This window comes from Trichocoleus desertorum AS-A10, from assembly GCF_039962155.1.
GTDB lineage: Bacteria > Cyanobacteriota > Cyanobacteriia > FACHB-46 > FACHB-46 > Trichocoleus.
This window is the reverse complement of the sequence record NZ_JAMPKN010000012.1, coordinates 120575-147523: the sequence shown is the minus strand read 5'-3', so window position 1 is coordinate 147523 and position 26949 is coordinate 120575. Positions and strand designations below refer to the sequence as shown.

Below are 26949 nucleotides of genomic sequence, written 5' to 3'. Positions count from 1 at the left end.
AGTTCACTGGGTAAAGACGATTATTGTAAAAACTCAACTAACTGCTCCAACTTGGCCCAAGCAGCTCCACTTTGCAGAATATCTTGAGCGATCGCCACGCCTTTGGCATAAGCTTCCAGTGGATCAGCGGTTTCAGGTAGTTGCTCTCCCACTTGCAAAGCCAAGGCCGCATTCAGAGCCACCGCATCCCGTTGAGCGGTTGTACCTTTTCCTTGCAACACTGCTTTCAAGATCGCAGCGTTTTCTGCTAAGTCCCCGCCTTGCAGCGCACTGGTGGGCGCAAATTCTAGCCCCAAATCTTGAGGATTTAGCGTTACTCGCTGCACCGTTTGGTTAGCCAGCACCGCCAAATCTGTCACATCTGCTAAACCCGCTTCATCGAGTCTTTCCCGCCCATGCAGCACGATTGCTCGCTGGATGCCGAGTTGATTCAAAGCGTCCGCGATCGCATCCACCAGATGCGGCTCGCACACGCCAATGACTTGCCCAGTGGGTCTAAGCGGGTTGACTAAAGGCCCCAACAAGTTAAAAATGGTACGAACTTTTAGGGTTCTACGCAGTGGAGCCACTCCCTTCAGAGCTGGGTGCCAGCCCACGGCAAACAAGAAGGTAATGCCCACGGTTTGTAGAGCCGCTTGCACCTGTTCTGGACTAGCAGCGAGATTGACTCCTAAGGCTTCCAAGACATCTGCCGACCCTACTTTGCTAGAGGCAGAACGGTTGCCATGCTTGGCGACAGACACCCCAGCCGCTGCCGCCACAAATGCCACTGCTGTAGAGATATTGAACGTTGAAGCGCCATCTCCCCCGGTACCGCAGGTATCGATCAGGGGCGTTGAAAATTTTGGCAAAGTCATGCCACTCGCCGCAGACTGGGACTGCAATACCTGGGCCATGCCTGCCAGCTCTGTCGCCGAAACGCCCTTGGCTTGAATCGCCGCCAAAATCGCCCCTGACAACACGGGTGGAATTGTCTCGCTCAGCCAGCCACGCATCAGCGTTGCAGCCTCCTCTGTTGCTAGAGATTGACGGTCTAGCAGTTGTTGGAGCAATTGAGGCCACAATGGCGAGTCAGCGGTTAACAAGCTAGAGTCAGCAGCCGAGGTGACAGACATAGGAGAGACAATTAAGGCGATGAGTTCCTTACGTATAGTACAGGCTGCTGGGGCAGGTTGCGAGGGTAGCTCTAAGCGATCGCAAGTGACAAAAGTTCGGTTAATCAATTCTTTACTTGCTGTTACTAAAGTTCGGGCAAAAGTTTAGTTCTAAAACTCAGACAGGATGATAACTTCAGAGTAATTAGCCCCAGTCGCGTGAGTGCGTGATGAATCGATTTTTGGCCCTAGGTGTTGGCAGTTGGATTACTTGGAACTTCCTCCTCTCTGGGGCACAAGCCCAGCCTATTTCCTACCTGCCCTGTCAACCCATCGTGACTGGCTTCAATACCACTCAGCAAGGCGATGTGATCGTGCTTGGGCAACGGAGTGGCTATTCCTATGTGGTCGCAATTCCTTCGCAAAGCCGAGCCACCTTGGATGCAGTGCGGCAATGTGTTCCTGATGCTTTCATCACTCGCTCTAAACTAGGCCCTTATGTTCACGCGGGTTCTTTTCCGACTCGGGCTGGAGCAGAAAGTTTATCTTGGTTCCTGCGATCGCGAGGCTTAGATTCACGAGTGGTCTACGTTCGCTAATCCCAATGACGGCTGCTAGGTGGCTTTTGTTGGCTCAGGTACGTTCATTTACGTCGTGTTAACCCAGCCTTACTGCCTCATTAATCTCCAGTTGCTAATCTGATCAAGGCCTCTGTGCTACACCGACCTTTGCAGAAGTGAGTGATGGAGTTGGTTGTAATTGATCAGCAATCAACTTCCTCCCTGGAGATGAATGAAACGATTGCAGCCCCAAACGAATTTTCGTCGCTGTCGAGCTATAGGTGGCTTGAAGCATCTCGCCTTAGGCTTTTGCTGCCTGTTAGGAAGCTTGAGCGCGATCGCTCCTGCAACTTTAGCGGAAACCCAACAACTCAGTTTTACGCTCAACACCGTCGGCAACCAAAGCTTTGATGATTTGATGCAGCAGGCGGAATCGTTAGCTCGAAACACAATTGAGCAAACTTTTGCCAACAACCCTGAGACAACAGCCGTTGCCGTGAGTGTGCTAGGGGAGCGCAATGGTCAGGAAGTGCCGCTCCTTTTGACCAACGTCTCGCGTGTGAGTTGGCAGCAACAGCCAAGATTGCAACCCTGGACCAAATATTTCAGCCGTCCTTCCATTACGCTCCTAGGCTTCCTGGAGCCGCAAACTACTCAACCTGCCACCGCAACGGCTAGCTTCGTCTCCCAAACCGCCAGAAGCCGATTGGAAGATACCCCTGGCTTTCGAGATGATTAAACTTGAAGATAGGGCTAGTAACAATTCGCAGTTCGTAATTCGTAATTTGAAATCCTAGCGAGTGAGTTGTTACGCTGGAATGAACTGCTGCTAGATCTCGCGAGAGGGAGACATGGCACCTCATCTAGGCCAAGATACGGGGCAAGATCCGAGGCAAGCAGATATAAGTGCCTTGCAGTCGGCGATCGCGACCTACTTAGACGCTCATTTTGCCACCGAGCGATTTATGGGCGCGGTATTGGTAGGGCGAAGAGGAGAGATCCTGTTTAGCCAGGGATATGGGATGGCTAACTTGGAACATAGCGTGCCCAACACAACCCAGACCAAGTTTCGCTTAGCCTCGCTTACAAAGCAGTTTACTGCTGCCGCAATCCTGCAATTACAAGCACAGGGTTTGCTGGATGTGCAAGCAGCGATCGCTACTTATCTTCCTGACTATCCGAATGGCGATCGCATTACCATTCATCAATTGTTGAATCATACGGCTGGCATCCCTAACTACACTGCCTTTCCAGACTATGCAACCCAAAAACGTCTATCTATGTCTGTGGCAGAGGTGGTGGCTTGGTTCAAGGACAAACCGCTGGAGTTTGAAACTGGAGATCAACATCGTTACAGCAACTCTGGGTATACCTTGTTGACCCACATTTTAGAAACGGTTTCTGAGCAGCCCTATGCAGAGTATGTGCGATCGCACCTTTTTGAACCTTTGGGAATGACGAGTTCAGGGTATGACACTGATTGGGATATATTGCCGCATCGCGCCTCTGGTTATGACTTGACGGATACAGGGTACGGTAATGCTGAGTTTATCGACATGTCAGTGCCAACCGGGGCGGGGGGACTGTATTCAACGGTGGAAGATCTCTATAAGTGGGACCAAGCATTGGATACAGAAGCCGTGTTGGGCGATCGCGCCAAAGCTCAGATGTTTGCCGCAACAGTGCCAGTGAGTGAGGCAGGGGAGAAGGTTTATTACGGATACGGCTGGATTGTGGCTGAGCAATTGGGCCGTAAACATATCACTCATGGCGGTGGCATTGATGGATTCTGCACGATTATTTCCCGGTATCCCGATGACCAAGTAACGGTGATTGTGCTGTCTAACGTGAGTAATGCGGCAGTGGCGGAGATTGGTGCTGGTTTAGCAGCGATCGCATTCGGAGAGCCTTATAAGTTGCCTAAGGTATATCAAGAAGTGGCGATCGATCCGGCGATTTATGCAGGTTATGTGGGCGAATATCAGTTAGCCCCAGAAAAGATTTTGGCGATTACGGCAGAATCAGACCAACTTCTTGTTCAGCTTACTGGCCAGGGAAAACTCAAAATTTACCCCACTTCTCCAACGCACTTTTTCTTGAGGATTGTGGATGCTCAGTTAACTTTTGAGGTAGATGAGCAAGGTCAAGCTCAGAAGGTAACTTTGCATCAATCTGGTCAAGATTTACCAGCGCCTAGAATGCCTCAATAGGGTAGTTGTCTCCAAACTTTAGATCGCCTAGGAGTCAAGGCTCAACGGCTAACACGAAGATTAGCAACCAAAGCCACAGATCTTTATCGAACACCGATGTTTAGTTTAAAGCCGCCTGCGCCATCGCGTCGTGCCTCTGCCCGCACCAACCCTACACGTACCAAGTAATCTCCATTGCTGGGTAAGTTCCCTGTCCAGTTCGTCCCCACATATAGGGTTTCTCCTTGGGGGCTGAGCACAGCAACCTGCATAAAGGTGGTGTTGCTGCGTAGATCAACAGTCATCCGCTGGCCTGCTCGCGCATTCAAAAGATAGTCTCGCGTTTCATATCCTCGAACACTGCCGTTAACAGTGGCAGCAGAAGTTCCTGGCGCAAAAGAAACTCGCTGAACAGGATTGCCGTTGCCACTGTCGAGCATCAGCAAGTCATTCCGCACCCATCCTCTAACTTTGGATTTGGAAAACTCTACATAGTGCCAGGCATAGCCATCTGTACCACGAGCTGATCTCAGAATTTGGACGCGATCGCCTGGTATGCCATAACTAGGGGCAGGCGCACTGGTAGAGGGTTGCGATCGCACGTTGATTTGGCTTCCTGGGGTGCCTCGCAGCGTTCCCATTTCTGCTTGTGCCAATGCTGGCAAAGCCAAACATAGAGACAATACCAGACCACCCGCCATTGATGAAATCGATCTCAATTTCATAACTTATCCGTTTGAACTGTATTCCACCTATGGAATCAGCAACGTACAGTTCTTTTTCGGGAATGGCTGGGGTTCTTAATAAGATCGCTGTCACTAAATCTAGCTGCTGTGCATTCAGTCAATTTTGCCCAGACACAAGCTCAAATGTTAATTGAACCAATCTGGTCAAGATCTACCAGCCCCTAGAGGCCTTGAAGCAAGATGGCTATGCTTCAAACTTTAGTCTTTCTTCAAGGCTAGTTCATCTGAGCTTCTAAAAGACCTTAGATTTTTCTACTAAGACTGGGATAACTTAAGTGTATCTGCATACAACAAGCTCAGGCTGAGACAAAAATGCCCACGAAGCAGCAAGCCGTTGATTTTGCCAAACAATTTAAGTGGACAGGAAAAGACGCAGAGCGAGCTTTTGTCAGTGTAGATCTACAAAATGCTGATAATGAGGCTTTATTACTAGCTCTAGTAGAATTTGCTGGCTCTGAGCTAGCAGAGCGGCAGCGTTTGCAAGGTGCCCAAAAAGCTCAGGTTACTAAGAAGACTAAGTATATCAAAAAAATTGAAATTGAATTTTCTCAAAAAACAAAGGAATACGAAAAAGCCCTCAATCAAGAGCGTAGTAATTTCGTTGAAATAATCCGTAGATTCTATAATGTTGCGAATAAATTTGGGTTTAAAGATCCTTGGATAGAAACTCTACTATCACATTATGAGGATTATCAGATTAATGCTTCGGAAGCGAGCTGAAGGAAGGTTTAAGCAACAAGATATAAGTACTTAAATTAGTTTAGATAAGCAAGAAAAAGCATGCCACTATGAACTCCCATAAAATTACTACTCGGAAGCAACTCCAAGGGTATGGTGCCACCACTTATCAAGCGCGAGTTTTAACTCAATCCTTATCACCAGTCGCTACCCAAGGTAAAACTTATACTTACGAAATCACTGGTGTAATAGCTTCGATCCGAGAATACTTACAGCGTCCTCGCATTAAACTCGTTACGTGCCAAAAGCTCGAATCTGTTTTAGAGGCTTTGCTAAACCAGCTGGGAAATATCATTGCAATCCCTTTTGGCAAATCCAGTGATTTAGAAATTAGCAGACTAGCCAAAAATTTAATACAAAGCATGGCTAAAACGGATCAAGCCCTTGCTGAGTTAAAGGCTACTGCCGCAACAATTAAAGGAAAATATGTTGAATTAAGTCCAGACTAAGTCATTGGAGTATGTAAATGTCAGATTCTTCCCTTCCGGAACTCGTTCAAACCTTATTTAAGTCAACTAAAAAAACTGATAAAATTCTTGCTTCACTCAAGAAGATTACTGAAAGAATTGATGGTTGGTATGAACCACGTGCTGAATTTGAACGTTGGCGTGACTCTGTTGAGGGAAAAGCTTGGAAATGCCAGAAATTTAAGGCCCAAAAAGGTCTGTGTGCTATCTGCAAGGAAGCTATTGAATTAAAAGGATCACATATCGCTCACAGAAAACCGATTTCTTTACATCCTGAGTTAGCATTGAGTATTGAAAATCTTCAAATTGCTTGCCCTGACTGCAATATCTCTAAAGGTAGTGCAATACATACATAGATGTACGTATGAAGAGGAAGTCGAGGATGTTAAATCTGTGACAGAGCATGAATATCTACTGACAACGTTAGCTCCCGCCAGGGGACTGGATTAGTGGTAGTTTTCAACTGAAAATTATGTTCTGTTGCCAGTTCAATAAACTTCTTGGCGATCGGGCGTTGGGGGTCGCTGATATAGGCAGTGCCGCTGGGAGTTAGCAGTTGAGCGATCGCCTGCAAAATGGGCAAATGATTGCGCTCCTCATAAAGCACATCGGCGGCGAAGATGTAGTCGAATTGTTGGGTTAGGGTGATGTCTCGCCAGTCGAGCCATTGGGTAGCGATCGCGACTTGATTAGCGGAGGCGTTGAGTTGGGCAAAGTCTAGGGCTTCGGTGAAGTAGTCGGTGGTGAGCATCTGTGCTCCGGCGATCGCGCCTGCCACACTCACCACTCCCACTCCAGACCCTAACTCCAAGCAATGAGCTTGCTGAAATTGACTCTTGGTAAGAACAAATTCAGCCAAAGCGATCGAAGCAGGCCAAATTTCTGCCCAGTAAGGCATCCGCTCGTCTTTCTGGAAGTCGTCGGGGTCAATTTTGTCTAGGAGTTCGTAGTTATTGGCGACGTTAAAGATGGTCAGTTTTTTACCCGCGATCGCGTAGGTGGTTTCAGCTAATTGATAATCACTTGCTAGCTGTTTCTGAAGTGCTTGATTCATGCTCAGTCTCTGCTCTGAGCCTTTATTTTATCTGGCTGGGTACAACTTGACTGACCGACTGCCAGAAGGATAGCGATCGCTAAGGAGAATAGGGTTATAGATAGCGATGAATTCTCAAACATCTCAACATTGTCAGTAGCTCGTTACTCAAACGCTAATTTTGCAAAACCCTCGTAGCAAACTTTCTCACCTGTTCGTCTGAATCATTCTCAGCGCGATCTTTTAGTAGTGCAAGTACTTCAGGTTGATTATGGAAGTGCCTGATTATTACTCCTAGCGCAATTCGTCGAGGATTGACTTCCCATTCTTCCTTACGTTCAAAAGGATCGCTAACCGCACGATTGTATAGAAGCTTATATATTCCAGCTGCTTGTCTCCAACTTTTAGCCAATTCTTGTAGTGCTGTCCGTCGGACATCTCCATCATCGTCTTGAACACAAGCTTTGAGAATGGGTAGGGTATCTGGATCATCCTTCCAGCCTCTAGCCAATTCTTGTAGTGCTGCCTGTCGGGCATCTCCATCATCGTCTTGAACACAAGCTTTGAGAATGGGTAGGGTATCTGGGTCATCCTTCCAGCCTCTAGCCAATTCTTGTAGTGCTGCCTGTCGGACATCTCCATCATCGTCTTGAACACAAGCTTTGAGAATGGGTAGGGTATCTGGATCATCCTTCCAGCCTCTAGCCAATTCTTGTAGTGCTGTCCGTCGGACATTTCCATCATCGTCTTGAACACAAGCTTTGAGAATGGGTAGGGTATCTGGATCATCCTTCCAGCCTTGTGCTAGCTCCCGCATTGCTACCCACCGCACATCTCCATCATCGTCTTGAACACAAGCTTTGAGAATGGGTAGGGTATCTGGATCATCCTTCCAGCCTCTAGCCAATTCCTGCACTGCTGCCCGCCGCACATTCGACTCATCATCTTGAAGATAGGCTTTGAGAATGGGTAGGGTATTTGGGTCATCTTTCCAGCCTTGTGCTAGCTCCCGCATTGCTAGCTGTCGGGCAAACCAGAAGTTATCATTTTGAATACAAGCTTTGAGAATGGGTAGGGTATCTGGGTCATCTTTCCAGCCTTGTGCTAGCTCCCGCGTTGCTGTGTATCGTATAGTCCAGAAATCACCGACCTGAGCTTGAGCTTTGAGAATGGGTAGAGTATTTGGGTCATCCTTCCAGCCTTTAGCCAATTCCTGCAACGCAACTTGTTGCACATTTGTTTCACCAGTTTGAGCCCAAGCCTTGAGAGTGGGTAGGGTATTTGGGTCATCCTTCCAGCCTCTAGCCAATTCTTGTACTGCTACCCGCCGGACATCTCCATCATCGTCTCGAACACAAGCTTTGAGAATGGGTAGAGTATTTGGGTCATCTTTCCAGCCTCTAGCCAATTCTTGCAACGCAGCTTGTCGTACACTTCCTTCATCATCAGTTTGAGCCCAAGCTTTGAGAGAGGATAGAGTGTCTGAATCATCCTTCCAGCCTCTAGCCAATTCTTGCACTGCTACCCGCCGCACACTCGCTTCATCATCAATCTGAGCCCGAGCTTTGAGAATGGGTAGAGTATTTGGATCATCCTTCCAGCCTTTAGCCAATTCCTGTAACGCAGCTTGTCGTACACTTCCTTCATCATCAGTTTGAGCCCAAGCTTTGAGAGAGGATAGAGTGTCTGAATCATCCTTCCAGCTTTGCGCAACGATGTGAACTACTGAACTCGGTATATAAAATAGTCGACTAGCTTTAATACAGGCTTTAAGCCAAGGTAAAGTATCTGGATCATCCTTCCAAATAGTTGCGATTGTACTAAGAACCTTTAAAGTCGTTTCTGACCCTAGGTTGTATTCAGTTGCTACTTCCTTTAATTCATTTAGTATCTTAGTCGCCGTGTTCCTAACAGTTGCACGATTACGAACCTCTGCAAAGCACTCAGTTGCTAACAACAAATTCAAAAAATTGTCTGATTCATCTGTTTGCGCCATCAAGAACTCAATTAATGCTGCGGCTACTGCTTCACCTGTCATGCCACAAATTAGGCGTAGTACTTCATGCCAAGTTTCATCCTCCCAATGCTGGCCAAACACCTCAGTTTTTAGTTGTTCTTCAGTAAGCTGTTCTTGAGGGTTAGTGCGTCGTTTCTCTAAGCGATCTACAAATTCCCACGCGCAGAAAAACTCAAGGAATGTGCGATGGACAAAGGCATAATATTCATCGCCTAAGTAACAGAGAATAAAATTGCGTTCTCGTAGCTGCTTGATAATTAAGTCTGCTTTTTCTCTAGGTTTTTCAAAATCTCGCGCTTTGAGAAATTCTGTAATAATTTCCTGAAGCTTTTCTCCACTAATTAGGTTTCCTGCCAGCCCCTTTTCTCCAGACTGCATTTCATAAGCAATTCGCCGCAACATTGCCTGCTTTTCTGCTCGTCCAATCGCATCCGCTGGAAGTTGCAGACTTTTGTAGTCTACATCCCAGTTATAGAGCAGCACCCGCGATGCCTGATCATAAAGCTCAGCCCTATCTCTGGGTAGCTCCTGCCTGCGGTTTAGAATTGCCATCATCGTCAGTAGCAGTGGGTTTCCCGCTAGCTCACCAATGGCCGCAGAATTATTAATGGCATCTTGCAGCCGAGTTTCTAGGCGTATTCGTTCTGGATCATTACCGAGGGCTAGGTCATGCCACCGTTTGATAAAGTCTTGGATTTGCTCAGGTTCCAAATCTTGCAGCGTAAAGTGACGAAATCCTGCGCCTCCCAACCGCTCCGAGTTATAGCCTACAATTCTTGATGTCACTACCACTCGCGCTTCGGCGTATTCATTCGTAAAACGAATGATCTCTGTAATCACCTTTGCTCTGATGCTAGGGTCAAAGACCTCATCCAGACCATCAAACAACACCCAAGTCTGACCTTCCCGCAACTGCTTATCCAAGTCGAGTTGATCTAACCGACAAAAGGTGCGAGTGCCTTTATGGAAGTACTCTACGAAGCTAGTAATGGAGTTGTGCTCCTGCGTATACTCCCGCAACTCAACCAGTAGCGGTAGCTCATCACTAGGATTTTCTGCCCAATTTAGGGCTAAGTATTGCAGCAGGGTTGATTTGCCTGAGCCAGGATCACCCAAAACTACTGCATACTTACAGTCCACTTCAGATAAAACATCCAATACTAGACGTGCAGGTTTTTGGATGTAATCTTGCTTGTACTTCTCCATATCTTCAGGAGAAAAGTCTGACTCTAGCTGATTTGCTTCTCTTAGTCTCCGCTGTACCACGGTGGTAAAGCCTCTCGGACGTTCTGCGGAATAAACATCCTCCACAGCCGCAGTTTATACTGTTGGTCGGTACTATCCAGAGTGTTCAGTTTGAGATAGCAGTAGCAATCTTGTAGACTCTCTTGATAGCGATTGATATTAAATCCTGGTGAAATACCTCTTAACTGAGTCGTGTTACGTTCAATGGCCTCTGCACTAAGAGCGATCGCTTCATTACTCCGCTCGATTGCCTCTAATGTCTCGGTTTGTAGAACATCCCTTAGTTCAGGCGAGGCTTTAATGATTTTTCGGACTTCCCGCACATATTGATCGGCAACTCCTTTCCAATCAAACTCATCAGGCATGTCCGGAAACGGTTGCTGCTTGAACTTAGACTGCTGCCAAATACCCGCTAACGCTTCGGCATCAATTGCTTTACAGCCCTTTTCAAAAGCTCTCCCTAAAATTGGTTTTACCTGGTCATTCCGAATAAATTGCTCAATTTCTCTTTCGTAATGATCCCGAATATCAATCGGTGAAACGTCCCGAAAATCTAGCTCCTCTACAATTAGCTGCAAGAATTTGCCGACTGCTTCTCCAACCCTCTGCTGCACGAAGGCTCTCTCCGCTAGCATCACGCCCTCACCCATCCAGTCTTTAAAGAAGTCTTTGGTGTAGTCTTCCAACGCCCCTTGCCCTAGCTTCAAGACTTGACCAAAAACAAAGCCAGCTAGCTCTTTTGTCCCTACGGCTGCTAAACCTTCCAGCATGTAGCGGTGTCCAAAGCAAATTTAGTTCCCCACCAATATGACACTGGCAACAACAAAATGTCTTGAGACGGTGTCAAAACAGGCGATCGCCCTCCAGCCCTCACTAACCCTTACCCTTCGATTTCTGATCTCCAACCTCCAAGCTCTGAGCCCGGCCGCATCTCTATTACTCTGAATCAATGCCGCGCTAATCGGTGTCACGCTCATCCTAAACAGCTTCCTAAGAGATAGAGCTTTTTCAGAATTCCCAAATCAAAATCTGACAAATCGAGGCTGCGTGATCGCTAACTTGCCCTGATTTGCCTGATTTCCTTCTCAAACTCCTGTAGAGTCACTTGGTTTGTTTTGAGAAAATAAAAATGGGTTGGTTAGATCGCATCTTTGGCCAAGAAAAAGCCGCTGCCGTACCCGCAGCAACTCCATCTGCTCCTACCTCAGCACCCACACAGACTGCCGCTCCTGCCCCAGAAACCATTCCGCCCGAACGAATTGGATTGAACGGCGAATATGACCAAAGCGGCCTAGCCAAGCGAGTCGCTCAAGCCTTCGATCGCAACCCTAACGTTGGCGACATCGAAACCCTCTGGGTCGCTCAAACAGGCAGCACCATCGTCCTCAAAGGTACAGCCCCCAACGAGCAAGAACTGCAAACAATGGTCGCGATCGCTCGCACCATCAACGGAGCCACAGACGTAGACACCAGCCAAGTCACCATCGGCGGATAAGAAAAAGACAGTTCATAACTAACGAACAAACATCGAAACACCCACAAAAAATCTCGGTTGGAGGGGGTCTGGGGGACGCAACCGTCCCTCAGCGGGGGGGTGGGGGCAAGCGCCCCCAAGCATTTGGCTTTCGTCAAGAGACACAACTGTAGATAGATGGGGTTGTGTTGAATAGGCTTTGCCCGTCCAACACGAACATAGTAGGCACTTACCAAGGACTCCCAATCATCGTAAAAGCCGACCAATAGTAAGGATTAGAGAGATCCTTCGTGCCCAACTCCGCCAACTCCGGTGGCAACGTTACACTCTCACCAGCACTCTCCAACTTACCTCGGTCTACTCGAACCTGACCGCGAATCATTGCCAACTGCGCTTGACGTAACGCTTCCGTCTTAATTGGAGCAGTCTTGAGTTTTTGATAAAACTCCGTCATCAACGCCAGCGTCCCCTCATCATCCACTGCCCACAAGCTTGCCAGCACCGACTTCACCCCCGCCTGGTACGCTACCCCCGCAAACCCTAACTCCGCCTGGCGATCGCCCAATGCCGTCCGACAAGAACTCAGTACCAACAACTGCACAGGCGGATCATTCCAACCCAACTCAGGCAAATCAGTCAGACTTAGTTTCCGATCCCAAAGCTGAATATAAGAGTTGCTAGGGCTACCTGGCTGAAACTCCGCGTGAGTCGCCAAGTGGATAATTTCAAACGGTTGTTTTTGGCGCTGCGCCTCCAAATTTCTTAGCGTAAACGCTTCATTCAAGAACGATTGTCCCGCCCAGCCTGCTTGAATCGCTGACAACTCCACAGGCACCGCAGGCAACGGTTTTTGGTCCTGAAACTCGGAAGCTCCCATCGCTAGCACTTCGGACTGCTTCAAGCCCTGGTAAAGCGTTTCAGTCAAGCTCAAGCTCGGCATGATGCCCAAGCTATATTGCTCCACCAAGAACTGCTGCCCATTATGCAACGCCGCAATCGGCAGCGATCGCAGCCCCTCATCCATAATGAAGGCAATATTTTCCACCTTTCTGGCTTGCAATTCTGCCCCCAAAGGAGCCACTAGCCAGCGATAAAGTTGCTGAGCGGCGGGTAAATAATTCGTCGTATCGCGGTTGGCAGGGTCCGTCAGGTCGTCGCGAAACTGCTGCGCCATCTGTAACACTTTCGCTCGCGATACTCCCGGAATGCGCTGGCGGATTGGGTTGCCCTTGGCCGTAATCAGAATCAGCTCCAGTTGATCGTCGTCGCGCGGTTGAGGCTGACTAGGATTAGCCGCTAAAGCTTGACCCGGTAGCAGAGCCGCTGGCACGAACGTGGCATACAAGATTGCGGGTTTCACTCCGGTGGCTCGCTCAACCAAATCCAGGTGCTCGCAAATATCAGTCAAATTGTTGTTGGGGCCGCGCCTAGGTTTGCTGAGATAAGTCTCAAATTCCTGGCTCAGCCGCTCCTCCAAAGCGTAAATGTCCAAATCCAACGAGTTGCAAGGTAAACTGGCTAATTCCAAAGACAACTGTCGGGGTGGACCTTCTAGAGGGGCCGCTAGATCTGAGCGGAAAGTAGGTGGTGGCGGTGACACTGGTGGCTCTGGCTCTGGCGGTGGTAGTGGTGACACCGGCGGCTCTAGCACGGGCGGTTCTGGTACCGGTGGTGGCACTGGTGGTAGCGGTGACACCGGCGGCTCTGGTGGTGGCGGCGGTGGCGGTGGACTGCCAATGTTGATAGCGATCGCTGTAGGAGTTGAGAGCGACACAGCATCACTCGCCGCAAGGGTAAAGGCAGTGGCTGGCCCTGTGGCCCCCGGAGCAGGAGTATAAACCAACGCATCGCCGGGAGCCAGCGCGGTTGTCCCAGGTATGACAGGCACTCCATTCACGGTCAAGGTTCCAGCCGGAACAGAGTTAATCACCAGCGCCATATTGTCTAAGTCAACGTCAGCCAAGGTAGGAGCTAAATCGGCGTAGGTGAAGGTGATCGGCGTTTCAAACGCGGTGTTCGGCAGAGTGGGAGTAGATCCGAGAGCGGGGGGCGTATTCACCGAAGTGATGCTGATGCCATTGGGTGTGCCGCTGGCTAAACCACCCGTCTCTAAAATTGGAAAACTTCCTGTCGTTAAAGGAGCAGTCCCCGCATTGACTGTTCCTAAGAGACCATTGAGTGGAGTTTCGGCGTTGACAGTGAAGGGAAGATTAGCGGCACCGCCCGCCGTTTGAATCGCCACCCCAGCATTGTCAGCCGAGCCAGTGGCATCGATTGTGGCTCCATTCGGTAGTACCACCAACCCGCTCACCGTTCCCCTAGTCGTGGCGATCGCGACATCTCCCCCGGCTCCTCCGCCTAGCCCCAGGTTGATGCCACGACTGTCGATGGTGTCGAAACGAATGTCACTAATGGCGCTCAGGTTAACTGGTCCCCCAGTCGGTGTCGTTAAGCCACTAGCAGAGGTATTGATTGCTCCCACAGTGAGGGTGTTGGTTGCAGATAACTGAACTGCCCCTCCCGTAGTGGTGCTGCTGGTGTCAATATTGCCCAGGTTGAGATCAGTTCCAGAAATGGTCAGCGATCGCCCACCCGTCCGAATCGTGTTGTTAGCTGGCATAGAGAAGGAACCTCCTCCCACGCCATCGACATCAGCAGTGAAAGTAATGGCACCCACACCGATCGCAAAGCTGAGATTTGTATCAGAGAGCGGGTTGATCAAAATATCATTGGTCGCCTGCAAAACCACATTGGTATTACCTGCCAAGCTTTCTAATGCTGCCTCCGAAATGGTGAAAGGAGCTGCGCCGCCATCTCCTGCCAATATTTGCCCATCGGCTAGTTGAGCATCATCTGGGCCACCTGCCCCCGCCACGACTGTAATGTTGATAGGGTCGAGCAGCAGGGTGCCTGTCTGGCCCTGAGGGGCACTGAGGTCTGCTTCCCCGCGAAACAGCAGAGTTTGCTTACCCGAAACCTCTGCCGATCCGCCCTGACCCGTACCTGCACCCCGCGCATTAATTTTGCCAGAGAATCCGGTCGTGCCATCTGCCCAAACTACAACCTGGCCGCCGTCCCCGTTTTGGTTGGCGTTGGCATTCAAAACCGCGTCAGAGCTGATGTCAGTGCGAGCAGCATTGGGCAGGGGGCCTTTGCCTTGGTAGTTGCCTCCCACCAAGATATTGCCGCCTTTTGTCGTACCCGATGCTTCCAGGGTTGCGCCAATTACACCGACGCGATCGCCTAACACTCTCACTGTGCCGCCTACCGCCCCAGTCGTATCCAGCTTCCCTGCGACCAAAGCGGTTCCCGGAGCCACATCCAGCCCAACGCCAGAACCGCTGAGCCTAACTTGACCATTGGCATTCACACCGATCTGGGTAGCATTGCTGCCGTCGCCGCCTGTGAGTAGTTCTGGCAACGTCGGAATCGGGAATGTCCAAGCGGTTGAGTTGGCGCTAGTCGGAGGCTGAACTTGTAAGGTCAGTAGGCTTCCAGATTGACTTAGTTGCACCAAACTCTGACCTGGGACAGCCGCGACGGTAATTTCACCCGCTGGCGCTGTCAGGTTTCCGGTGTTAACCACGGTGCCCCCGATCAAGCTGAGCGGCTGACCTGAACCGACCGTTAAATTGCCACTATTCGCGATCGCCCCTGGTTGCGACATCGTAAAGGCCAGGCTGGTAGGACTGCCACCTAAAGTTGCATAGTTGTTGCTGCCCGCCGCGTTGAACCATTGGTCACCAAAACCCACAGCATTCGCGCTTGTCGCCGTAAAGGCAGCAGGCAAGTTAAGACTGGCGTTGGAGCCAAAAATGATGCCAGCAGGATTGATCAGATACAAATTGGCATTGCTGCCACTGACCTGAATTAAGCCTTGAATCCAAGAAGCTTCACCTCCCACCACGCGCGCCAGAATATTCTGAATGTCAGGAGTTGCGAGAAAATTGGCAATTTGGTCTGGGCTTAACCCAAACCGACTAAAACTCTGAAAGAGATTGCTGCCATCGCCAGAACGCTGTCCCCCGGTAATGTCGTAGCGATCGCCGCTCGGTGTGACGACAGTTCCTACCCCATCTCCCGCCGGAACAATGGCCTGCGCTAGAAGTTGAGTCTCCTCAGGGCTAGCCAGGGTATTGCTGCTAGTGATTGTTTCAGGCCCAAAGGTTTCGGGAGCGCTGGGGTTAGCCAGAGCGCTAGCGGGCGGGAGAGCGATCGCTGTACTTTGGGAGGGCATTGCCGAACTGAGCGCGATCGCTTTTGCAGTTGGGGCACTTTGGGCAGTTGGGGCAGCAGTAGCCGCCAGGGGCAGTTCGGGCGGCAGAATTGGGTAGAACATACTTCTCCAGTGTCTAGGACACGCCAGAACCGTTTTTCGGTCGGGATTCAGTTTACTAGATCTGGTTATTAGATCTGGATATAGATACGGAATCAACCTACCCCATCAGGACTGAATGGTTCGTGGAGTGTAGAGAATTACAGCATTCTTAGTTTAGAGGTGGTTAAAGTTAAAAGACTGATGATTTCAATCGGTTTTCGCTAGGTTAGACAGTCTAAAGTACAAATACTCGCTATTTCACCGTGGTACTGCAATTGATTTTTTCCTTGCGATAGAACTTCCTGAATGCCGCGTTTGGCTGAGAAATAATAAGTTACCGTCTCCTACAGTCTGCACTTGCAGGATTGACCTTAGAGAGCGTTGAGTCTAAGTGCTTACAATATCCTAATTGCCTACCCAGACCTGATTACCAACCGGAATTACCAACCGGAGCAGAATCATCGCTGCATCCCATTTCCGCGAAACTGTCGAGATCACGCATAGCCTAGCTGTGTCGGTTGAGTTAGATTCGAGCAGGTTGTGAGCAAATCACACAAATAGCTTTAGTCCTTGGCTTAGCACCGATTCAGCCCTCATTGAAATCAGTTCCTTAATTCGCTTGAAGACCTGTGCTATGTGGAAAGCTTTTCAGCAAAGGGTGATTAGTCACTGGTGGCAACCACGATGGTGGCAACAGGCGAACCAAGCCAGTGCGAGAGTGCGATCGCAGTTTGTTCCTGGAATCCCCACAATCGCGATCGCTAGCTTGCTAGTGACTGGAGGGCTATGGAGTATCAAGCAATTGGGTTGGTTGCAATCCCTGGAACTCGTAACCTTCGATCAAATGATTCGGCTGCAACCAGATCGTGGCGTTGATCCCCGTTTGTTGATCGTTGCGATTACCGAAGCAGATATTAGCGATCGCCGTAAGTGGCCACTTCCCGATCAGGTAATAGCGCAGGCATTAGCCAACCTCCAGCAACACCAGCCCAGCACCATCGGGTTAGACATTTTTCGCGATATCTCTACGGCTCCGGGGCAGCAGGCTTTGGCAAAGCAGTTGCAACAATCTAATGTGTTTGCCATTACCTACCTGGGGAACAACAAAAGCGAGCGAGTATCAGCGCCGCCTCAAGTTCCAGAAGAGCGCATTGGTTTTAACGATCTCCTGACCGATCCAGATGGAGTGGTGCGCCGGAGCTTGATGTTTACTGCAGATGACAGCGAGACTAGTTTCACCTCATTCTCGCTCCAACTCGCTGTCGATTATCTCAAGCGCAGTTGTGCTCCACCTCAAACTGCAACGAGCCAAAGCAGCCAGAACAGCCAGAACAGCCAACAACAATCTGTGGCGTCAGCTCCCAGCCCTTGCTCTAACCCACTCGAACAATTGACCAAGACAGAAGAATATCAGCTAGGTAAAGCGATTTTTCCCAAGTTGCAAGCAGATTCAGGTGGCTACCAAACGATTGATGCCCGTGGCTACCAATTCTTGCTGCGTTATCGTTCGGCTAGCCAACCCGCTCGGCAAGTCACTTTACAACAAGTGTTGCAGCAGCAGCTAGATCCCAGTTGGGTCAAAAACAAAATTGTTTTGATCGGGACGACTGCTAACAGCGTCAAAGATTTGATTTACACCCCTTATAGCAAAGTGGCGAGTGAACAGCGGCAGATGCCAGGGGTGATGGTTCACGCGCAAGCCGTCAGCCAAATTCTCGATGCTGCCAATGGCGATCGCTCACTGTTTTGGTTTTGGCCTCAGTGGGGGGAGGCTCTGTGGATTTGGGGTTGGGCGCTGACAGGAGGGCTTTTAGCGTGGCGTTTGCGGCACCCGTTAGCTTTGGGCTTGGCGAGTGCGATCGCCATTGGCAGCGGTTTTGGCGTGTGCTGTTTCATTGTGGCGCAAGTTGGTTGGGTGCCTTTTGTGCCACCTGCCTTGGCTTTAGTCATGACTGGAGGCGCGATCGTGACTTATCGGGCGCTCTACGCCAGCCGACACGATACCCTCACAGGGTTGCCCAACCGTACACTGTTTCTCAAACAGTTGCAGCGAGATTTGCAACGCAGTCAAGCTAACTCTGAACTTGGGCCTACCCCAGCAGAAGCCTGCTTAGCGGTTCTGTTTTTAGATTTGGATCGCTTCAAGGTGGTAAACGACACTATGGGGCATCAGATGGGCGATCGCTTACTGGTGAATGCGACTCAACGAGTGCGAACTTGCCTGCGATCGCACGATCTATTGGCCCGCGTAGGCGGAGATGAGTTTGCCATCTTGCTCAGATCTCTGCGAGATGTGCATGAAGCGACCGCGATCGCCGAGCAGATTCAGCAGGTGATGATACCTCCTTTCCGCTTGAACGGTCAGCCCGTCTTCACCAGCGTCAGCATTGGGATTGCCTTGAGCGAAGCGGAATACAACTATCAATCAGAGGACCTGCTACGGGATGCTCACACTGCTCTCTACCGAGCCAAAACTTCCGATAAAGGCGGCTACGAAGTGTTTGCCAGTGGGATGCACCTACAAGTGGTGCAACGGTTTCAGCTAGAAGCAGATCTGCGTCGTGGTCTGGAGCGGCAAGAATTTCAGTTGCACTATCAACCGATCGTATCGCTTGCAACAGGCAGAATTGTTGGATTTGAAGCGCTGGTTCGGTGGCGACATCCTCAGGAAGGGTTGGTGTTTCCAGCCGCGTTCATTCCCGTTGCCGAAGAAACCGGGTTAATTGTGGCCTTAGGACAGTGGATTTTGCAAGAAGCCTGCCAACAGTTACGTCACTGGCAAGATCAATTTCCCAGCGATCCTCCCTTGATGATCAGCATTAATCTCTCTGGGTGCCAGTTCGCTCAACCTGATTTAGCGGCTCGGATTGAAAAAATCTTGCATACCAATGGCTTGGATGGGCACAGCGTCAAGCTGGAGATTACCGAAACAGTAGCCATGAAGGATGTGGAATCAACCATTGGGCTACTGCTGCAACTCAGGTCGTTGAATCTACGCCTAAGCATTGACGATTTTGGTACAGGCTATTCTTCACTCAGCTATTTGCACCGATTCCCCGTGGACACGCTCAAAGTAGACCGCTCTTTTGTGAGTCGGATGAGTGATACTAGCGAAGATGCCACCATTGTTCAAACCATTACGATGCTGGGGCATACCTTGGGGATGGATGTGATTGCCGAAGGTGTGGAAACCGCTGCTCAGCGGACTAAGTTGCAAGCCTTGAACTGCGAGTATGGTCAGGGCTATTTGTTCTCCAAACCCCTAGATCCTGAAGGAGCTACCGCCCTCTTAGCCGCCCAGTTTCAACCTTGGGGCACTCGTTACCTCACTAACTAGCTGCTTTACTGGAGGGATTCTAGTCAACAGTGCGATCGCCTGCATTCCGTTGCGTTTCATCCAGTGGCCACGATGCTTGCTAGTGCTAAGGAGGATGAAACTATTCGTTGATCAGATGCGTCTGGGGGAGAGTGCCTAAATGCGCTCAATCCTGGCTCTGAGCGATGTCAAAACGGGGCCTATCTCCGGAGGGGTTTTGAGGAAGAAATTCTATGTTTAAGCTGGTAATTACTTCCTCCTGCTGTAGACGATTGAGAAACTGTCCTGTATTAGACAATTTCTTTTAACAATTATTTTAAGATCTGCCTCATCTCGTTAGCTTGGCTGAGCTACTTCAGGAAGCATGTTTCGGCCCAGTCTCTTCTATCCTCTATCTGGACTTGGAGGTGCTAGCCAAAGTGAACCACATGATTAGCCCACAGGAGCAAAAGCTCTACAATCACTTGCTGGAATGTGCTGAAGCAGAAACGCCGCGCCAATTGATCGAGCGGTTTCGTTGCTTATTCATTTATGGCAGGGGCTATCCAGATGCAGATATGCAAAAGTTGGTGGAGCAGCTAGCAGCTTCCGAGATAGCCGAGCACAGTTTTCCGTTTATTCTGAATCGCTGTTGCTATATCTGCATTAACCGTTGGCAGTGGCAACCCCGGACTCAGGCTGCGATTCCAGAGCTAGTCGCTCTTTTTGATATTGCGCCCAAGCAAGTCTACTGTCGGGTTGCGAAGCGACTGCAAGAGTTAGCCCAGCGCTTTGTGCAAACCGATCTCTATGCGGCCTTACAGCTTCTGGCACAAGTAATGCAGAGACCGCCAGAACCTTGTACTCCTGTAGGCAATCAACCGCTGAAAGACCTGATTCACCGTTATCCCTATTTATATGATCACTGCTTGCTGACAACTGGAAGTGAGGGAGAGCAACAGCAAGTGATTCGGCAACTGAGAGCCCAACGGCAGCGCCAGTTTGACTTAGATTTGTCCAAGTACATCATTGGTCAAATTCGTCAGTCTCAAGGCATAGGGAAACTGAACCGTGCTGGAGATGGCCTGGGCGATCGCCTGATTGTAGTACCAGCCAAAAACCCAACTTTACTAAGTGATGTAGAGCTGGATGTGGCCTTAAAGCAGTTTGCGGGTGGCACTTATCGAAATGCGGCTCAGCAGTTTACGACTTACAGCCGTACCGCGCATTCTTATCACGAATTCAAAGATGACTTTTATGAGTATCTAACTGCCGCGATCGATCCTCGCTATGGCAAGCGCTACTTTAACGACCAGTTGTATGCCCAGTTGCAAAACATCTTGCCAGACCACCATACTGAGGCGCTCAATCATTTACTGATTGTCAGCACTTGCCGTAAACTCCTCAATTTCTTGGTGGTGAATAACTCTGACCAAGTTCAGCATTTTGTTTTAGTCGACCTCATGAGTAACATGGGAGTGACCTCCACGGTTGGGCTGTTGCTGAAGATTGTCTTGTTCTGCGGTGGCGCTAAATCTTATCTAGAAAAGCTATTCGCTATCTTGTTCCAGCATTACCAGAGACACACCACGGATGGAGTTGAGTGGCTGGTCAAGGCTTTGGAAAATTTGAATGTAGCTTTTAGCACTCATTTTAATGGCGCTAACTTGAGCTATTGATTCAGAGCCAGAGGCCAGGAACCAGAATAGCTCGGATCGTCTGGCTCCTTTAAACCTTGGAAAAGCTCCAACTGCTGACACGAATCATTAAAAATCCTTAACAATGGAGAAGCAAACCTTCTGGAAACCGCAGCGTTCACCCATTGTTATGGCTACTAGTTCAAACGATCGCAAAAAACGGATTATGGAGCATCTAGCTCGCAGTACTGGAAAATTTACCCAGCCTAGTTCGCAAAACTCGGACCAACGCAAGCAACAAATTCTCGACCACGTTCGCAGAACCAAAGGCTAATTTCTAGGCTCAACCGAGTTATTTGCTAGTCATTTACTAGTTGTTGACTGTCATTTATGTTTGCGATCGCTGTTTCTTGGTGCAGAGCCAGGAAGGAGCGATCGCAAAGTTTTAAGTAGAGATCGCGTTGTAGCAACTGAGCACCGAACTTACTCGGTTGGGGCAGGTAAAGGTTCGGGCACGACGGAGACTTGTAAGGAGCGATCGCCTCGTTGAAGTTGAATCGGTAATGGACGCCCCACGCCACTCTGCTCGACTAAGCGCTGGACTTCATCGGGTGAGCTGACAGGCTGGTTGTTAATTTGCTGGAGCACGTCTCCTGGCTGAATCCCCACTTTATCGGCGGGCGAATTCGGTCCTACTTGCAGAATTAGAATCCCTTCCTGGGCTGGAATCTGAATGTTGCGACTCTCTAGTTTCTCTCGCACTTCTGGGGTCAGGGCTACCAGTTGCACACCCAGGTAAGGATGTAGAACTTTTCCTTGAGTGATCAGAGTTTGAGCGATTTGTTGCGCTGTATCAATCGGAATGGCAAAGCCAATGCCTTGAGCGCCGCCAATGATGGCCGTGTTGATACCAATTACTTGACCGCGAGCATTCAGCAACGGCCCGCCGGAATTGCCTGGATTAATTGCCGCATCGGTTTGGATAAAGCCAATGCGTTTGTCTGAAACTCCAATATCGCTGCCAGAGCGATCGGTGGCGCTGACGACTCCTAAGGTTACGGTTTCCTGCAAGCCTAAGGGGTTGCCGATCGCGATCGCCCACTGCCCTGGCCGGACATTTTTAGAACTCCCCATTTCTACCGTGGGCAGATTGGTGGCCGGAATCTTGACGACAGCAATGTCTGTCACTGGGTCCGCTCCTAACACCTTGCCCTCATAGCTCTGCCCGCCTGGGAAAGAGACCGTCACGACATCCGCTTGGTTAACCACATGAGCATTGGTCAAAATTTGGCCGTCAGCACTCATGACAAAACCAGAACCTGACCCGCGAATCACTCGTTCTCTCGGTGCTTCTGGCCGCCCACCAAAAAACTCTCGTAGAAAAGGATCATTCAAGCCACTTGGGGCTCGGTTTCTTACCCTTTGCGCTGTGTCGATCTGCACGACCGCAGGTTCTACCCGCTCCACAACTTCTACAACAAAGTTGGTGTCTTCAGCAGTGGGAGTCAGCGGACGGTCAGGAGTTTCATTCTTGACGTTGCCTACTCCTTGCTCTGTGCGCGGCTGCGAGGGTAAAAGCCTACTTGCTGGTGTGCAACTGCCCAGTAGTAGCATGCTCATCCCCACCAGCGGTAGGAAACGGGAAAGCGTACTTTTAGAGACTGGGTTGGAGTTGAGCAAAACTTTCAGCAACGCAGGTTTCATCTTCATCAAAATTTGGCTGGCGATCGCGACAATGATGCTCACAAAGCATCAACTAAAACTTAGCCTTTTTGTAGCAGTCGTGACTAAACTTCTTGCCTGAAAGGGAATTGCTCCCCTCCTGGTGCAAAAAATGGCCCTGGTTCAAAAAATTGGATTTTGACCTGGATTGACGGCGCAGATAAAGTCACTGCCCAGCTCTAGCCATCCTTGCGGATAAGAAGTTGCTGGCCGTTGATTGGCTCCGAGCTGCAAAATGACTTGTAGGAAGTCTACGCGCTCGTGTTTGCTGAGGCCCACCCAATCCGCTCGTTGGGCAATCGGTAGAACCTCGCTGGCAGTAATGCGATCGCTTTCTTTGCCGTGATTAGTCACTAAATAAAAATCCATCCCAACTGTGACTTGAGACCAAAAATCTAAAATTTTGGGCTTGGCTTGCTTCAGTACTGCCACGTCATTAGGGAGCGCAACAAGCTGCTCTGCCACTTCTGGAAACTCCAGGGTTTGGTCTTGCACGCTTAATTGTCGCCATACAATTCCAGAGACTTGATGCTCAATTTGGTAACGGTGCACCGCAGCCCGGAAGTCTCGGTAAGCACTAAATTTTTGAATCGCTTCTGTATTGAGGAATGGAGCCACAACTGGATTCGCTTCCACACCAGTGGCAGCCAAGTTGAGCCGCTGACCATTGAGACAAGCGCGGTACTCCTCTGCCAAAATCCTGAGCAAATCTTCTGTGGTATAAACCGTTGACATCAACCTAATTTGTTTTCATAAAAAGCAAATCGTTGAATTGGAAGCAGTCACAAGCCCTACAGCACTACATTAGTGTGAGCTACAAGCTGTTGTACAGCATTTGCTCCATCACATAGCCTGATCCAATGATCGCAAAATTTCTTGGGGATCTCAATGGACACCAAGCGTCGGGGCCAGGACTGAGTTTTGTTCTAGCTTTTTTGGGTAAGCCAAACTTTAACCAGCTCATCAAGGCACGATTCCAGCGATTAGCCCCCTGGTAAGGGCGCAACGTTTAGAATAAAGCTGCCATGCACTAATATCAGCGGCACTGGCAAAAGCAAATTAGTGGCTTTATACAGGCACGACGCAATCATGCAGGCTGGACAAATTCTCCAGGGGCGCTATCAACTCCGACAACCGCTGGGGCAACCATCAGGGCAGACTAGCCAGCAAAATGCTGCCCGCCAAACGTGGCTAGCGATCGATTTGGCACCTAACCAAGCCACAGAAACCCCAGAACCAGTAGTAATCAAGCTCCTAGGCTTCAACCCGCAACTGCAATGGGACAACTGGAAGTTATTTGAGCGCGAAGCCCAGATTTTGCAACAACTTGACCATCCACGAGTGCCTCGCTGCCATATGCAGTTTTCGCTGGAACCAGTAGCAGGTGTGGCTTGGTTTGGTTTTGTTCAAGACTATATCCCTGGCACTTCTTTGCAACAGTTGCTAGATCAGGGGTATCGCTTCACGGCAACTGAAGTCCACCGATTTGCCAGCCAAGTTCTCGAAATCTTGGCAGATTTGCACAGTCTGTGCCCACCTTTATTACACCGAGATCTCAAGCCCAGCAATCTAATCTTGACGCCAGAACAGCAAATTTATCTGGTGGACTTTGGCTCTGGACAAAACCAAGCGATCGCCCCAGGCAGTAGCTTCACGGTCGTAGGCACTTATGGCTATACCCCGATGGAGCAGTTTGGCGGTCGCGCTGTCCTTGCTTCCGATTTATACGCATTGGGTGCAACTTTAGTGCATCTGCTCACAGGCGTTGACCCGGCTGATTTACCTCAGCAAAATTTGCGGCTGCAATGGCAGGCTCAGGCTCCTAGTGATCTCAGTCCTGCCTGGACTCAGTGGATTGATGCCCTAATCGCTCCTGCGGTAGAGCAACGCTTTTCGACGGCTCAACAAGCTCTAGCGGCCCAACCCTGCTTAGAGGCGATCGCTCATCCGGTAAGCTTGGTAGCTCATACTGTTACAGATCAGAGGGCGATCGCGGCTCCACCCACTACCAGTCAGATTCGCATCCATCAGTCTTCTACCACCTTTCAAGTTGAAATCGCTCCTACAGCAGCTTGGTCTGCCCCAGCGCGATTCAGTGGCAGGCTATTACTAACGATGGGGATGCTGTCTTTACCGCTCTGGCTAGCGGTGCTGGCTATTGTGCCCCTGGCTCCTCTGGCCGTCTTTCCAGAAACAATGCTGCCGTTGGTCGTTAGCACACCATTTCTCCTGTTCTTACACGCATTTTTCCTGGCTGGGTTGGGGGTCTTTAGTTCCTTGGGGCAGGAGGCGATGCAGCTAGGGCAACTCATCCAAGGTCAGCAGTCGCTATCTTTAACTCAGCATTGCTTAGCGATTGAGTCTCGTTTGTGGGGGATGAGCTATCGCTGGCAGCATGAACCCACCCGAAATATTCAGCAGGTCAGAAAAGCGGCTCTAGGTAGCATTGCTTTACAAGCCCTTGGTAAAACCCATCTCTTTGGCCTCGGTTTAGCAGCTGCAGAACAAGAGTGGCTGGTTCAGGAAATGCAAGCCTGGCTCCAAACTTACGTTTCGGTGCCCAGTCAAGCAACTGAGTTAAATGAGTTGTAGGCTTATAATTCCATTTGCCAGGTTGGGCGATGGAACTGAAGCAGCTAAGTCTCAGGAATAGACATACACTCGTGAAAATGCTACGAATGCTAAGTTAAACGCTAAGCTCAAGACTAGAGCAATCCCAAGGGATTGTAAAAGGTGCATCCTACCAACCTGACAAATTATTTAGGACTGCTATATCACCTTAAAAAGTGGCGATCGCTGCTTTAAAGTGTCAGTAGATAGTGTAGATTCTTACAGTCTATAGAGTTAAAATAGCGAATCTAGATACCGCTTCATTGTCCTTACTACTGGCTTGATTGATTGCAGCGACTTGACATGAATTTAGGAATAAGTTTTTGCCGAAAAACTGCATTGAATGATTCAAAAGCATAAGAGATTGTGAAAAACTTTTCACTATGAAAACGTCTACGTTGGCAAAACTGAGAAACTATGTACTTACTGCCAGCAGTTGGCTGTTCAATACACCTGAAAGATCCCTAGATCAAGCCTACGATGCTGCTCTCATGATCAAAGCCATTGAAGATGAGCACTTTCAGGGCAACAGAATCTCTGTCCGCTCAGATGGTTTTAGCAGTAATGTTTCCTCCTACTTTCAAGCCGAGCTGAGAAAATATCTCAATATTGCTAGATTTAGGCTGACCGAATTTAAAGCAAGTCGCCTATTTGTTGATCTCTCCAATCAAACGACCAACGGCTTTAAATCTACTAATAACTCTCCTGAACAGTTAGCGTATGAAGCGAGAGATAAGGCAGCTATTATCCTCGAAAAGCTAAGGTTTATTGATGAAGTTTTAGCTCGCTACAGCCCACAACGTCCAGCTCCAATCCCTCAGGCTCCACCTACTACTTCCTTGGTGCCTGTAGCACCAACTCTGCCAACAAGAGTGGAGAACCCAAATAATACAAATGAGTGGGTCCGTTCATCTACAGTGCCTGCACCCGCTACTAAAGTTGATAAAGCCTCGGAAGGACCGAATATTGTTCCTCGATCGATTCTGAGAACTTTTATCCGCTTGAGGCGAGATTTAGACCCTAAATCAGAAGCAGAAGTAGTAGAGAATTTTCGCAATACTAAAGCGAGAACTATCATCTCGATTCGGTTTATTTTATTAGTTATTCTGATTCCCCTACTCACCCAGCAGGTTACTAAAAACTTCTTCATTGGGCCAGTCGTCGATCGCTTTAGAGATCATAAATCTGCCGAAATCTTCTTGAATCCAGATATGGAAGAAGAGGCTTTTATTGATCTGCAAAAATTTGAGGAAAGGCTGAAATTCAAGAGTTTAATTGGTACTGCTCCCAGACTGACTGGGGAAGACATTGAAACCCAAGTCAAAGAGAGAGCGGTAGAACTGGCAAGAGAATATAGCGATCGCAGTGCCAACGCGATTAAGAATGTCTTTGCCGATCTTTTATCCTTGATTGCTTTTGCTTGTGTGATCACCGCCAGTAAGCGAGAAATTGCAGTCGTCAAAGCCTTTATGGACGAAGTCGTTTATGGCCTGAGTGACAGCGCTAAAGCTTTTATCATTATCTTGTTTACAGATATCTTCGTCGGGTTTCACTCTCCCCACGGTTGGGAGGTAATTTTAGGGGGAGTTTCCAGGCATTTAGGATTACCAGAAAACCACGATTTTATCTTCCTATTTATTGCCACTTTCCCAGTAATTTTGGATACGGTATTTAAGTACTGGATCTTCCGTTACCTCAACCGAATTTCTCCCTCAGCAGTTGCGACTTACCGCAACATGAATGAGTAGTTTTTGGTCTGGTGGGGTGATGTGGAAGCGGGACAAGGCTCAATTCCACATCACCC

The 26949-nt window shown here is 49.3% G+C and carries 20 protein-coding genes; 12 read left to right on the top strand and 8 right to left on the bottom strand.

What is annotated here, in order from left to right; genetic code table 11:
• Nucleotides 1-20: 20 nt before the first annotated feature.
• Nucleotides 21-1223, bottom strand: a complete 1203-nt coding sequence (trpD, locus tag NDA01_RS17035; protein WP_431193429.1) for an anthranilate phosphoribosyltransferase — start codon at nucleotides 1221-1223, stop codon at nucleotides 21-23.
• Nucleotides 1224-1324: 101 nt separating this feature from the next.
• On the opposite strand from trpD, the gene NDA01_RS17030 reads away from it, so the two are divergent.
• The 3 genes from NDA01_RS17030 to NDA01_RS17020 all read left to right on the top strand — a co-directional run bounded on the left by NDA01_RS17030 (nucleotide 1325) and on the right by NDA01_RS17020 (nucleotide 3864).
• Nucleotides 1325-1693: a hypothetical protein gene (locus tag NDA01_RS17030; protein WP_348228871.1), complete on the top strand. Its 369-nt coding sequence runs from the start codon at nucleotides 1325-1327 to the stop codon at nucleotides 1691-1693.
• A gap of 193 nt (nucleotides 1694-1886) precedes the next feature.
• Nucleotides 1887-2393, top strand: coding sequence for a hypothetical protein (locus NDA01_RS17025; protein WP_348228870.1), 507 nt, complete (start codon nucleotides 1887-1889; stop codon nucleotides 2391-2393).
• Between the two features lie 112 nt (nucleotides 2394-2505).
• Nucleotides 2506-3864, top strand: a complete 1359-nt coding sequence (locus NDA01_RS17020; protein ID WP_348228869.1) for a serine hydrolase — start codon at nucleotides 2506-2508, stop codon at nucleotides 3862-3864.
• An 83-nt stretch (nucleotides 3865-3947) separates the two neighbouring features.
• Here the strand turns inward: NDA01_RS17020 and NDA01_RS17015 are convergent, their stop codons facing one another.
• Nucleotides 3948-4568: an SH3 domain-containing protein gene (locus NDA01_RS17015; RefSeq protein ID WP_348228868.1), complete on the bottom strand. Its 621-nt coding sequence runs from the start codon at nucleotides 4566-4568 to the stop codon at nucleotides 3948-3950.
• Between the two features lie 333 nt (nucleotides 4569-4901).
• On the opposite strand from NDA01_RS17015, the gene NDA01_RS17010 reads away from it, so the two are divergent.
• The 3 genes from NDA01_RS17010 to NDA01_RS17000 all read left to right on the top strand — a co-directional run bounded on the left by NDA01_RS17010 (nucleotide 4902) and on the right by NDA01_RS17000 (nucleotide 6150).
• Nucleotides 4902-5309, top strand: a complete 408-nt coding sequence (locus tag NDA01_RS17010) for a hypothetical protein (RefSeq protein WP_348228867.1) — start codon at nucleotides 4902-4904, stop codon at nucleotides 5307-5309.
• 68 nt (nucleotides 5310-5377) lie between these two features.
• Entirely contained in the window at nucleotides 5378-5776 is a 399-nt protein-coding gene (locus NDA01_RS17005; protein WP_348228866.1) for a hypothetical protein, read from the top strand.
• Between the two features lie 17 nt (nucleotides 5777-5793).
• On the top strand, nucleotides 5794-6150 hold the full coding sequence (locus tag NDA01_RS17000; protein ID WP_348228865.1) for an HNH endonuclease signature motif containing protein: 357 nt from the start codon (nucleotides 5794-5796) through the stop codon (nucleotides 6148-6150).
• A 29-nt stretch (nucleotides 6151-6179) separates the two neighbouring features.
• On the opposite strand, the gene NDA01_RS16995 is transcribed toward NDA01_RS17000, so the two are convergent.
• The 3 genes from NDA01_RS16995 to NDA01_RS16985 all read right to left on the bottom strand — a co-directional run bounded on the left by NDA01_RS16995 (nucleotide 6180) and on the right by NDA01_RS16985 (nucleotide 10859).
• On the bottom strand, nucleotides 6180-6848 hold the full coding sequence (locus tag NDA01_RS16995; protein WP_348228864.1) for a class I SAM-dependent methyltransferase: 669 nt from the start codon (nucleotides 6846-6848) through the stop codon (nucleotides 6180-6182).
• 154 nt (nucleotides 6849-7002) lie between these two features.
• Complete coding sequence (locus NDA01_RS16990; protein WP_348228863.1) at nucleotides 7003-10155, bottom strand: HEAT repeat domain-containing protein; 3153 nt, start codon at nucleotides 10153-10155, stop codon at nucleotides 7003-7005.
• Nucleotides 10092-10859: a hypothetical protein gene (locus NDA01_RS16985; RefSeq protein WP_348228862.1), complete on the bottom strand. Its 768-nt coding sequence runs from the start codon at nucleotides 10857-10859 to the stop codon at nucleotides 10092-10094. The genes NDA01_RS16990 and NDA01_RS16985 overlap by 64 nt, the downstream gene beginning before the upstream one ends.
• A gap of 359 nt (nucleotides 10860-11218) precedes the next feature.
• Here NDA01_RS16985 and NDA01_RS16980 point away from each other — a divergent pair, with 359 nt between their 5' ends.
• Entirely contained in the window at nucleotides 11219-11584 is a 366-nt protein-coding gene (locus NDA01_RS16980; RefSeq protein WP_348228861.1) for a BON domain-containing protein, read from the top strand.
• A gap of 208 nt (nucleotides 11585-11792) precedes the next feature.
• Here the strand turns inward: NDA01_RS16980 and NDA01_RS16975 are convergent, their stop codons facing one another.
• The gene (locus tag NDA01_RS16975; RefSeq protein WP_348228860.1) at nucleotides 11793-15902 is read right to left on the bottom strand and encodes a CHAT domain-containing protein; all 4110 of its coding nucleotides are present in this window, start codon (nucleotides 15900-15902) and stop codon (nucleotides 11793-11795) included.
• A gap of 613 nt (nucleotides 15903-16515) precedes the next feature.
• Here NDA01_RS16975 and NDA01_RS16970 point away from each other — a divergent pair.
• From NDA01_RS16970 to NDA01_RS16960, 3 genes are all read left to right on the top strand, one after another.
• On the top strand, nucleotides 16516-19218 hold the full coding sequence (locus NDA01_RS16970; RefSeq protein ID WP_348228859.1) for an EAL domain-containing protein: 2703 nt from the start codon (nucleotides 16516-16518) through the stop codon (nucleotides 19216-19218).
• Between the two features lie 407 nt (nucleotides 19219-19625).
• Entirely contained in the window at nucleotides 19626-20855 is a 1230-nt protein-coding gene (locus NDA01_RS16965) for a hypothetical protein (RefSeq protein WP_348228904.1), read from the top strand.
• Between the two features lie 148 nt (nucleotides 20856-21003).
• On the top strand, nucleotides 21004-21147 hold the full coding sequence (locus NDA01_RS16960; protein ID WP_190437752.1) for a hypothetical protein: 144 nt from the start codon (nucleotides 21004-21006) through the stop codon (nucleotides 21145-21147).
• Between the two features lie 149 nt (nucleotides 21148-21296).
• Here the strand turns inward: NDA01_RS16960 and NDA01_RS16955 are convergent, their stop codons facing one another.
• Nucleotides 21297-22559: an HhoA/HhoB/HtrA family serine endopeptidase gene (locus tag NDA01_RS16955; protein WP_348228858.1), complete on the bottom strand. Its 1263-nt coding sequence runs from the start codon at nucleotides 22557-22559 to the stop codon at nucleotides 21297-21299.
• A 99-nt stretch (nucleotides 22560-22658) separates the two neighbouring features.
• Nucleotides 22659-23270, bottom strand: a complete 612-nt coding sequence (locus NDA01_RS16950) for a hypothetical protein (RefSeq protein ID WP_348228857.1) — start codon at nucleotides 23268-23270, stop codon at nucleotides 22659-22661.
• Nucleotides 23271-23624: 354 nt separating this feature from the next.
• Here NDA01_RS16950 and NDA01_RS16945 point away from each other — a divergent pair, with 354 nt between their 5' ends.
• Both NDA01_RS16945 and NDA01_RS16940 read left to right on the top strand, forming a co-directional pair.
• The gene (locus tag NDA01_RS16945; RefSeq protein WP_348228856.1) at nucleotides 23625-25127 is read left to right on the top strand and encodes a serine/threonine protein kinase; all 1503 of its coding nucleotides are present in this window, start codon (nucleotides 23625-23627) and stop codon (nucleotides 25125-25127) included.
• Nucleotides 25128-25528: 401 nt separating this feature from the next.
• Nucleotides 25529-26893: a proton extrusion protein PcxA gene (locus NDA01_RS16940; protein ID WP_190437758.1), complete on the top strand. Its 1365-nt coding sequence runs from the start codon at nucleotides 25529-25531 to the stop codon at nucleotides 26891-26893.
• The last annotated feature ends 56 nt before the right edge of the window (nucleotides 26894-26949 follow it).